This is a genomic window from Pseudomonas migulae NBRC 103157, assembly GCF_002091715.1.
In the GTDB taxonomy this organism is placed as follows: Bacteria; Pseudomonadota; Gammaproteobacteria; order Pseudomonadales; family Pseudomonadaceae; genus Aquipseudomonas; species Aquipseudomonas migulae_A.
Map to the genome: position 1 here is coordinate 1 of NZ_BDAG01000089.1, position 2737 is coordinate 2737.

A 2737-nucleotide genomic window follows, 5' to 3' on the forward strand; every position below is an offset into this window, starting at 1 on the left:
TTGTTTGAATGAATGGCTCTACCGCAGTACTCAACGAGAAGCCCGGCCTGATCAGCCGGGCTTTTTCGTGTACAGAACAAACTTCAGAATCCGCCTCCCCAGGAAACGGTAGAACTCAACAGATTGCGTCATGCCGGAATGAAAACGGGCGCCTTGATAGGCGCCCGTTTTTTTGTGCGGTGATGTTTACCAGCTGCCATAGGGGATGCCGTATTTCTCGATGTAACGTTTCGCATTTTCACTGACTGGATAGGCGTACTGCCCCTGACTTTTTCCCTGGTCTGGACCCAACGGTTCTATTTCTGCTTGGGCACGAGCGACCTTGATTGCCTTCATACATTTGTCCGCGACCCACACCTGAACGACACCCCTCGGCGCTACGCCGACATACACCAGCGCGACATTGCCTGCCGGTTCATCTGGCGTTGAAGGACAAGGCTCATTCAGCGTAGCACGCATGATTTGTCGGGCTTGCTCTGGAATGTCGACCCAGGCGCGGTACGTTTGTGGCTCCACGATGGATTGCCAACGGACGAAGATTCGTTTTGGTAAGTCTGCACCGACAACTTCGCGAATCCCCCCCGTAATCTCACCCCACCCTCTTGCGGACTCCGTACCATTTTCTGGCTCGCCCCCCGCTGCCGTACCGCCACCCGTACGACGGAACAATTTGCCGTTAACGTCTTCGACCGCACTGTCTTCAACCCAGGCTTTCATGTAATACGGTTCGTTGAAACTGAGGCTCCACCATTTTCTGGTGAGTTCCGTTTCGGGCGTTGCGAGATTTTTGGCTTGGCAGCCAGAAACCAGCAACAGCCCTACAAGCAATCCCAACAACCGCATTAAAAAGTTCTCCAGCTTGAATCCGGCACGTGAGGGTGACGTACGCGCACGCCATCTTCGGTCGGTGCATTCGTGTAACGGAGATTCACCCCGCGCTCACGAGTCAATCCCACTGGATTGCTCCAATTGGCAGACATGTGGATGTAGCGCAATTTGAGCAGTTTCTCCTCTGCAGGCATAACCTGGTAATTGCCCCCGAGAAACCTGTCGCAGAGTGCTTGAAGCTCTGATGGAACGGAATACTGAGAGGTTTTCGGAACATCCTTGAACTGCACACCCTTCTCCCTGGCCAATTTATGCATCAAGTGCAGATACACCACCGACAGCTTGCCACTCACCGGGCGCTTGAGTTGCAAACCTGCGTACGCGCGCACCTGTTTGAACCTTGCTGTCTGATCTTCTTTCGGCAGTGGGGTGGGCTTCGGAGTCACAATTTCCAGCATTGCTTCTGGCCAACCATTGGCTACCCAACTCGCTTTCTGCTGCTGGGAATCACGATAAATCGAAGTGGTTCGAATGTCGGTCCCCTGCTGTACCGTCAGGGCCTGCATTGGGCTGACCAGCACGCACTCTTCCACTTCCTCCCGATAACCTCCACCGATATCCGAATGCACACCCGGAACGGGTATTTCCGTATACGCGGGAATGACAGTGCTTAACGCAAAGTTGGCTCGATGCTCGTCCCGTGCAGTCAATTGAAAGACATCGGTAAAGTATTTACGGTCAAGGTAGAGTTTGATCCCCGGCGCCACGGGGCTTTGAATGTTACCCACGTTTGTAATCCCTGCGACCGAGGGCACGGTATCGAACAAACCAATGAATCCCATGATGATTTCGCTGTTGTACTGGGCATTGAAACTGGAACTGAACCCCTTCGGGTTGCTGCGAAGCACTTCACCCAGAGGCCCTAGTTTGCAACGTACGATTTCGTTGGCGAAATGTCGTGCGGCGGCGGCGCCTCGACTGAACCCAAAGGTGTCGAATGTGAGCGATGTAATCTCGCCCTCAGGATTACGATCTATCGCTTCCTTGATCACTGTCTTCATGGCGACGAACGCTTTTTGTACTTTCCCCGTGACACCTGCGTCACCTCGCCCCGTGGCCGCGGCCCCCATGCTGTCCTCAGCGCCGGCATCGGTTCCGATCCCATCAATGTAGAGACTGCGCTGTACGAGTTTGGATGACGCATCGTTTCCGGCTACTTCCGATGTCGGATAGAGCTCATACAGCTTGAAAACATTACTCACATCATTCCCATAACTCCCCTCCGGATCCGCCATATACGGCTTGCAGCTCGCATCGACGTCTTCCGGGCGAATCGGGTGATGGGCGCCACACAGTAATCCTGACGCAGAGTTGCCCGCATTGTTCAGCGTCCCATCGAAGAACACGCCAATGCGCAACGCGACCCGGACTTTCTCCTTCGCAGCCGCCGGTGCCTTGCCGTATTTCTCATACTCGGCCCAGCGCTTGGCGTGGATGTCGACGGGTCTGGCTTCGTCGTAGCGGACGTTTTTCGGGGGGTTGGGGACGTATCCACTCATTCCTTGATCACCTGCTCCTTGGTGCAACGGGCGCTGAGGGTGCCACCGTGGATCCAATCAAGCAACGCGTAGCCAGATGCCATCACTCGGACAACATGGACCTTCATCCATGTATTGCTTTCGTCAATGGTCACCATTAATTCAATGAAGTTCTCTTAAAAATTCCGCGGCGTAACATCGCCTCCATACCAAACAACTACACCCCGGAGCACACACTCATGAAACGCCAACTCTTCCTCAGCATCGCTTTCTCGGTTTTTGCAGTTAACGCTTTTGCCGCTTCTTCTGCTCACCCGGTTGTCGCTGAGGGCGGCTCGGATCGTCTGATTGAAAGCCGTGTGGCTGAGGGT

2 protein-coding genes and 1 pseudogene are annotated in these 2737 nt (G+C 54.4%); 1 reads left to right on the forward strand and 2 read right to left on the reverse strand.

Features of this window, described 5'->3' with window-relative positions:
• Positions 1 to 186: 186 nt before the first annotated feature.
• Positions 187 to 843 (reverse strand): DUF2931 family protein, encoded by a 657-nt coding sequence (locus PMI01S_RS30680; RefSeq protein ID WP_084323905.1) that lies wholly within the window; start codon positions 841 to 843, stop codon positions 187 to 189.
• Positions 843 to 2387 carry a phospholipase effector Tle1 domain-containing protein gene (locus tag PMI01S_RS30685; RefSeq protein WP_084323906.1) on the reverse strand — a complete coding sequence of 515 codons (1545 nt, stop codon included), beginning with the start codon at positions 2385 to 2387 and terminating at the stop codon, positions 843 to 845. The genes PMI01S_RS30680 and PMI01S_RS30685 overlap by 1 nt, the downstream gene beginning before the upstream one ends.
• 218 nt (positions 2388 to 2605) lie before the next feature.
• On the opposite strand from PMI01S_RS30685, the pseudogene PMI01S_RS32205 reads away from it, so the two are divergent.
• Positions 2606 to 2737 (forward strand): annotated as a pseudogene (locus PMI01S_RS32205) (phage infection protein); the annotation flags it as partial.